The organism is Pseudomonas sp. FH1 (assembly GCF_000510895.2).
GTDB classification, from domain to species: Bacteria; Pseudomonadota; Gammaproteobacteria; order Pseudomonadales; family Pseudomonadaceae; genus Aquipseudomonas; species Aquipseudomonas azotoformans_A.
Genome location: NZ_AOHM01000059.1, coordinates 35498 through 42545, shown reverse-complemented (window position 1 = coordinate 42545; position 7048 = coordinate 35498). Strand labels below are relative to the sequence as shown.

The window sequence follows — 7048 nt, the reverse complement described above, 5'->3', positions numbered from 1 at the left end:
AAAAAGGCCCCGCTCAATCTGATTGAGCGGGGCCTTTTTATTTGTGGCGAGGGAGCTTGCTCCCGCTGGGCTGCGCAGCAGCCCAGAAATCAGACGCCGAACTGCTCGCGGTACGCCTTCACCGCCGGCAGGTGTTGCTTGAGCTGCGGATCATCCTCCAGGAACTGCAGCACCTGGTTCAGCGACACGATGCTCACCACGGGAATGCCGAAATCGCGCTCCACTTCCTGGATGGCCGACAATTCACCGTTGCCGCGTTCCTGGCGGTTCAGCGCAATCAGCACGCCGGCAGCCTTGGCGCCATCCTGGGAGGCGATGATCTGCATCACTTCGCGGATCGCAGTACCAGCGGTGATCACGTCGTCGATGATCAGCACGTCGCCCTTGAGCGGAGCTCCGACGAGGCTGCCGCCTTCGCCGTGGGCCTTGGCTTCTTTGCGGTTGAAGCACCATGGCAGATCCTGGCCATGATGTTCAGCCAGAGCCACGGCCGTCGCGGCCGCCAGGGGGATACCCTTGTAGGCTGGGCCGAACAGCACGTCGAAGGAAATACCGCTTTCAACGATGGCCGCCGCATAGAAACGACCCAGCTGAGCCAGGGCCGAACCCGAGTTGAACAAGCCTGCATTGAAGAAGTACGGGCTGGTGCGCCCGGACTTCAAAGTGAACTCACCGAAGCGCAAAACGCCGCGATCGATGGCAAAACGAATGAAATCGCGTTGATACGCCTGCATGAAAAAAGCCTCAGATACCACGGATTTAGCTAATTAGGTAGACGGCGTGTATCATACACGCACGCGATTTTTGGGGCCATTTATGCGGATCATCAGTGTGAACGTTAATGGTATTCAGGCTGCAGTCGAGCGTGGTTTGCTCAGTTGGCTGCAAGCCCAGAATGCCGACGTCATCTGCCTGCAGGATACCCGCGCCTCCGCCTTTGAACTGGACGACCCAGCCTTCCAACTGGATGGCTACTTCCTTTATGCCTGCGATGCCGAAGTGCCCACCCAAGGTGGCGTGGCTTTGTATTCGCGGTTGCAACCCAAGGCGGTCATCAGCGGCCTCGGCTTCGAGACAGCCGACCGCTACGGGCGCTACCTGCAAGCCGATTTCGATAAGGTCAGCATCGCGACCTTGCTGCTTCCTTCGGGGCAGAACGGCGATGAAGACTTGAACCAGAAGTTCAAGCTAATGGACGATTTCGCCCGTTACCTGGATAAACAGCGACGCAAACGTCGCGAGTACATTTATTGTGGCTCGCTGTACGTGGCGCAACAGAAGCTGGATATCAAGAACTGGCGCGACAGCCAGCAATCCCCGGGTTTCCTGGCGCCGGAACGCGCCTGGATGGACGAGATTGTCGGCAATATGGGCTATGTGGATGCCCTGCGCGAAGTCAGCCGCGAAGGCGACCAGTACAGCTGGTGGCCGGACAACGAACAGGCTGAGATGCTCAACCTGGGCTGGCGTTTCGACTACCAGTTGCTGACTCCAGGTCTGCGCCGGTTCGTGCGCAGTGCACGCCTGCCGCGCCAGCCACGCTTCTCGCAGCACGCGCCGCTGATCGTGGACTACGACTGGACACTGACCATCTGAGGTCTTTTTCCAGGCACAAAAAAACCGACATCGCTGTCGGTTTTTTTGTGGGCGCTCATTATTTGATCACACGCCAGGTCAACGGGTAGCGATAGGCGATCCCTTTGTTGGCCTTGATGCTGCCGATGATGGTCAGCACGATCGTGGCGATCGCCAGGGCAAACATCAGGAAAAACCCAACTATCGTGAACGCCAGTACGATGCAGGCTATCCAGGCGATGGCCACGGTGATCTGGAAGTTCAAGGCTTCCTTGCCCTGATCATCAATGAACGCGTCCTTTTCTTTCTTCATCTGCCACAGGATCAGCGGCCCCACGACACTGCCGAAAGGGAACACAAACCCGAGAAACGCCGCGAGATGGCACAACATCGCCCCCTGCCGTACTTCATAGGAAGGCATCGGCACAAGTTCTTGGTTGTCATTCATGGCGCTTCTCCTTGAGGCGGGCTCAGTCAGCCAGGGCGGCGTTCTGCAGCTCGAAGATTTCAGTCATGCCTTTCTGGGCCAGGGCCAACATGGCGTTCAAGTCGGCCGGCTGGAATGGCGCGCCTTCGGCGGTGCCCTGTACTTCGATGAAACCACCGGTGCTGGTCATGACCACGTTCAGGTCGGTCTCGGCAGCCGAGTCTTCCAGGTAGTCCAGGTCCAGTACAGGTTCGCCCTGGTACATGCCTACCGATACGGCAGCGATCATTTGCTTGAGCGGGTCACCGCCTTTCAGGCCGCCACGCTTCTTGATCACTTTGAGTGCATCAACCAGGGCCACCATGGCGCCGGTGATGGACGCGGTGCGGGTGCCGCCGTCGGCCTGGATCACGTCGCAGTCGACGTACAGGGTCACGTCGCCCAGCTTGGACATGTCCAGGGCTGCACGCAGGGAGCGACCGATCAGGCGCTGGATTTCCAGGGTACGGCCGCCCTGCTTGCCACGGCTGGCTTCACGCTGGTTACGCTCGCCGGTGGCGCGCGGCAGCATGCCGTACTCGGCGGTCAACCAACCCTGGCCCTGGCCTTTGAGGAAACGCGGCACGCCGTTTTCGACGCTGACGGTGCAGATGACCTTGGTATCGCCAAACTCGACCAGTACAGAACCCTCGGCGTGTTTGGTGTAGTTGCGGGTGATGCGGATCGAGCGGAGCTGATCGGCAGCGCGACCACTTGGACGTTTCATAGGGAGACACCTGTACTGAGGACGAAAAACTGCCGAGCATTATAGAGCCGCGAGCCGATTCGGGGCACTGCTAAAAAATCCGGTTACGAATGCTCGGGTTTGGGCGTGTCCGCCCCACTGCGCTACAATCCTGCGCCATCTTAATCATCAGCCCGTGTTTGCGGGCTGCAACGCGAGGTACCTCCATGGTGCACAGCATGACCGCCTTCGCCCGCGTCGAAAAAGCCGGCGTCCAAGGCACCCTGAGCTGGGAATTGCGCTCGGTCAACAGCCGTTACCTGGAGCCGCACCTGCGCCTGCCGGAATCGTTTCGCGACCTCGAAGGCGCCGTGCGTGAAGCGCTGCGCCAGGGCATTTCCCGCGGCAAGCTGGAATGCACCCTGCGTTTTACCGAAGAAACCACCGGCAAGGCCCTGCAGATTGACCGCGACCGCGCCGCGCAACTGGTCGCCGCCGCCGAAACCATCGCCGGTCTGATCAAGCAGCCGGCCGCGCTCAACCCGCTGGAAGTGCTGGCGTGGCCCGGCGTGCTGGTGGCCGATGCCACCGACCCTCAAGCCCTCAACGCCGAAGCCCTCGCCCTGTTCAACCAGGGCTTGAAGGAGCTCAAGGCCGGCCGTGAGCGCGAAGGTGCCGAACTGGCCCGCCTGATCAGCGAGCGCCTGACCGCCATTGAAGAAGACGTGGTCACCCTGCGTGAGCTGGTGCCGCAAATGCTCGCCACCCAGCGCCAGAAGGTGCTCGACCGCTTCACCGACATGAAGGCCGACCTCGATCCGACGCGCCTGGAACAGGAAATGGTCCTGCTCGCGCAGAAGAGCGACGTCGCCGAAGAACTTGATCGCCTGAGCACCCACATCCTCGAAGTGCGCCGCGTGCTCAAGTCCGGCGGTGCCGCCGGTCGGCGTTTGGACTTCCTGATGCAGGAACTCAACCGCGAAGCCAATACACTCGGCTCCAAGGCGTTCGACCCGCGCAGCACCACGGCTGCGGTCAACCTCAAAGTGTTGATCGAGCAGATGCGCGAACAAGTACAGAATATTGAGTAAGGCAACCTCCATGACCCACAGCACCGGCACCCTGTACATCATTTCCGCCCCTTCGGGCGCGGGCAAAAGCAGCCTGGTCAAGGCCCTGACCGACGCTGACGAGCAGATCCGCATTTCGGTCTCCCACACCACCCGCGCCATGCGTCCGGGTGAGGTGAACGGCGAGCACTATCACTTCGTCGAGCGCACCGAGTTCGTCAAGATGATCGAACACGGCGACTTCCTGGAGCGCGCCGAAGTGTTCGGCAACCTCTACGGCACCTCGCAAAGCCACTTGCAGCAGACCCTGGATGAAGGCCACGACCTGATCCTGGAAATCGACTGGCAGGGCGCCGAGCAAGTCCGCAAGCTGATGCCGCAGGCGCGCTCGATCTTCATCCTGCCGCCTTCGCTGGAAGCTTTGCACCAGCGCCTGACCAACCGTGGCCAGGACAGTGACGAGATCATCGAAGGCCGCATGCGTGAAGCCGTCAGCGAAATGAGCCACTACGTCGACTACGACTACCTGATCATCAACGACGATTTTGCCCACGCACTGGACGATTTGAAGGCGATTTTCCGCACCAATCAGCTCCAGCAAAAGCGCCAGCAACAGCGTTTCGGCAAATTACTGGCCGAACTGCTCGGTTGATTGGCTCTTCCCAAAACCGCTGCAAGGGCTTTACATTGGCACTTGTAGCGGTTTTGCGAGGGCCTGCGAAAAATCAGCGCTTCCCTAAACGCTGGTGATTTTTTAAACTGTTTAGTCCGCTCGCCCAACCGGGCAGCGCGCATCTTGCATTCGCTCCGAGGAATACCATGGCCCGCGTAACCGTTGAAGACTGCCTAGAACACGTGGATAACCGCTTTGAGCTGGTCATGCTCTCTACCAAGCGTGCCCGTCAACTGGCCACTGGCGGCAAAGAGCCCCTGGTCCAGTGGGAAAACGACAAGCCTACCGTTGTAGCCCTGCGTGAAATCGCTGAAGGCCTGATGAGCTACGAGTTCATCGCCAACGCCGAAATCGTTGAAGACGAACCGCTGTTTGCAGCGTTCGAGGACGAGTCCAACGAGGCCGTCTAAGCCTATGCCTGGTCGACGTAGCACGGCGCGGGGTCACAGCCAACGGCAGGAGTTCACACTTTGCCGAGCATAGACGCCCTCGCCGATCGCTTATCGGCCTACCTCGGCCCCGACCAGGTCAACCTGGTCCGCCGAGCGTATTTCTACGCCGAACAAGCCCACGACGGCCAGCGCCGCCGCAGTGGCGAGGCGTATGTCACCCATCCTCTTGCGGTGGCAAATATTCTGGCCGACATGCACATGGACCATCAGAGCCTGATGGCCGCGATGCTGCATGACGTGATCGAAGACACCGGCATCGCCAAGGAAGCGCTCAGCGCGCAATTTGGCGAAACCGTGGCCGAACTGGTCGACGGGGTCAGCAAACTGACCCAGATGAACTTCGAGACCAAGGCCGAAGCCCAGGCGGAAAACTTCCAGAAGATGGCCATGGCCATGGCCCGCGATATCCGCGTGATCCTGGTCAAGCTGGCCGACCGGCTGCACAACATGCGCACGCTGGAAGTGCTGTCCGGTGAAAAACGCCGGCGCATCGCCAAGGAAACCCTGGAAATCTACGCGCCCATCGCCAACCGGCTGGGCATGCACGCCATTCGTATCGAATTCGAAGACCTCGGCTTCAAGGCCATGCACCCGATGCGTTCGGCGCGCATCTACCAGGCGGTCAAGCGCGCCAGGGGAAACCGCAAGGAAATCGTCAACAAGATCGAAGAGTCGCTGAGCCATTGCCTGGCGATCGACGAGATCGAAGGCGAGGTCAGCGGCCGGCAGAAGCACATCTACGGCATCTACAAGAAGATGCGCGGCAAGCGTCGGGCCTTCAACGAGATCATGGACGTGTATGCGTTCCGGATCATCGTCGACAAGGTCGACACCTGCTACCGCGTGCTGGGCGCTGTACATAATTTGTACAAACCACTGCCGGGGCGCTTCAAGGATTACATCGCGATTCCCAAGGCCAACGGCTATCAGTCGTTGCACACCACATTGTTTGGTATGCACGGGGTGCCGATCGAGATCCAGATCCGCACCCGCGAAATGGAAGAGATGGCCAACAACGGCATCGCCGCCCATTGGCTGTACAAATCCAGTGGCGACGAACAGCCAAAAGGCACCCATGCCCGCGCCCGCCAGTGGGTCAAGGGCGTGCTGGAAATGCAGCAACGTGCCGGCAACTCCCTCGAATTTATCGAAAGCGTGAAGATCGACCTGTTTCCGGACGAGGTCTACGTGTTCACGCCCAAAGGCCGGATCATGGAGCTGCCCAAAGGCTCCACGGCGGTCGACTTTGCCTACGCCGTGCACACAGACGTGGGCAACAGCTGCATCGCCTGTCGGATCAATCGCCGTCTCGCACCGCTGTCAGAGCCGCTGCAAAGTGGCTCCACGGTCGAGATCGTCAGCGCACCGGGCGCACGCCCGAATCCGGCATGGCTCAATTTTGTGGTCACCGGCAAGGCGCGTACGCACATCCGTCACGCGCTGAAACTACAGCGCCGCTCCGAATCCATCAGCCTGGGCGAACGCCTGCTGAACAAGGTGCTCAACGGTTTCGACAGCGCCTTGGACAAGATTCCTACAGAGCGCGTGCAAGCGATGCTCCACGAATATCGCCAGGAAACCATCGAAGACCTGCTGGAAGACATCGGCCTGGGCAACCGCATGGCCTACGTCGTCGCCCGCCGCCTGCTCGGCGAAGGCGAACAGTTGCCAAGCCCGGAAGGTCCGCTGGCGATTCGTGGCACCGAGGGCCTGGTGCTCAGCTACGCCAAGTGCTGCACGCCGATCCCGGGCGACCCGATTGTCGGCCACTTGTCGGCAGGCAAAGGCATGGTGGTGCACCTGGACAACTGCCGCAACATCACCGAGATCCGCCACAACCCGGAAAAATGCATCCAGCTCTCGTGGGCCAAGGATGTCACCGGCGAATTCAACGTCGAGCTGCGCGTCGAGCTGGAACACCAGCGCGGCCTGATCGCCCTGCTCGCCAGCAGCGTCAACGCGGCCGACGGCAATATCGAGAAGATCAGCATGGACGAGCGCGATGGTCGCATCAGCGTGGTCCAGTTGGTGGTCAGCGTTCACGACCGCGTGCACCTGGCCCGCGTGATCAAGAAACTGCGTGCCTTGACGGGTGTGATCCGCATCACTCGCATGCGCGCCTAAGCC

8 protein-coding genes are annotated in these 7048 nt (G+C 60.4%); 5 read left to right on the top strand and 3 right to left on the bottom strand.

Features of this window, described 5'->3' with window-relative positions; translation table 11 throughout:
• Positions 1-89: 89 nt before the first annotated feature.
• Positions 90-734 (bottom strand): orotate phosphoribosyltransferase, encoded by a 645-nt coding sequence (gene pyrE, locus H096_RS19970; protein WP_010168197.1) that lies wholly within the window; start codon positions 732-734, stop codon positions 90-92.
• A gap of 82 nt (positions 735-816) precedes the next feature.
• On the opposite strand from pyrE, the gene H096_RS19965 reads away from it, so the two are divergent.
• Entirely contained in the window at positions 817-1596 is a 780-nt protein-coding gene (locus H096_RS19965) for an exodeoxyribonuclease III (RefSeq protein ID WP_003195493.1), read from the top strand.
• A 58-nt stretch (positions 1597-1654) separates the two neighbouring features.
• On the opposite strand, the gene H096_RS19960 is transcribed toward H096_RS19965, so the two are convergent.
• Positions 1655-2023 (bottom strand): DUF4870 domain-containing protein, encoded by a 369-nt coding sequence (locus H096_RS19960; RefSeq protein ID WP_033901131.1) that lies wholly within the window; start codon positions 2021-2023, stop codon positions 1655-1657.
• A gap of 22 nt (positions 2024-2045) precedes the next feature.
• Complete coding sequence (gene rph / locus H096_RS19955) at positions 2046-2768, bottom strand: ribonuclease PH (RefSeq protein ID WP_003213280.1); 723 nt, start codon at positions 2766-2768, stop codon at positions 2046-2048.
• A gap of 185 nt (positions 2769-2953) precedes the next feature.
• Between rph and H096_RS19950 the strand changes: the two genes are divergently transcribed.
• From H096_RS19950 to spoT, 4 genes are all read left to right on the top strand, one after another.
• Positions 2954-3817, top strand: coding sequence for a YicC/YloC family endoribonuclease (locus tag H096_RS19950; protein WP_016975929.1), 864 nt, complete (start codon positions 2954-2956; stop codon positions 3815-3817).
• 10 nt (positions 3818-3827) lie between these two features.
• Entirely contained in the window at positions 3828-4448 is a 621-nt protein-coding gene (gene gmk, locus H096_RS19945) for a guanylate kinase (RefSeq protein ID WP_033901130.1), read from the top strand.
• Positions 4449-4615: 167 nt separating this feature from the next.
• The gene (gene rpoZ, locus H096_RS19940) at positions 4616-4879 is read left to right on the top strand and encodes a DNA-directed RNA polymerase subunit omega (RefSeq protein ID WP_003176920.1); all 264 of its coding nucleotides are present in this window, start codon (positions 4616-4618) and stop codon (positions 4877-4879) included.
• Between the two features lie 60 nt (positions 4880-4939).
• Positions 4940-7045, top strand: coding sequence for a bifunctional GTP diphosphokinase/guanosine-3',5'-bis pyrophosphate 3'-pyrophosphohydrolase (gene spoT / locus H096_RS19935; protein ID WP_016975931.1), 2106 nt, complete (start codon positions 4940-4942; stop codon positions 7043-7045).
• Positions 7046-7048 lie beyond the last annotated feature (3 nt).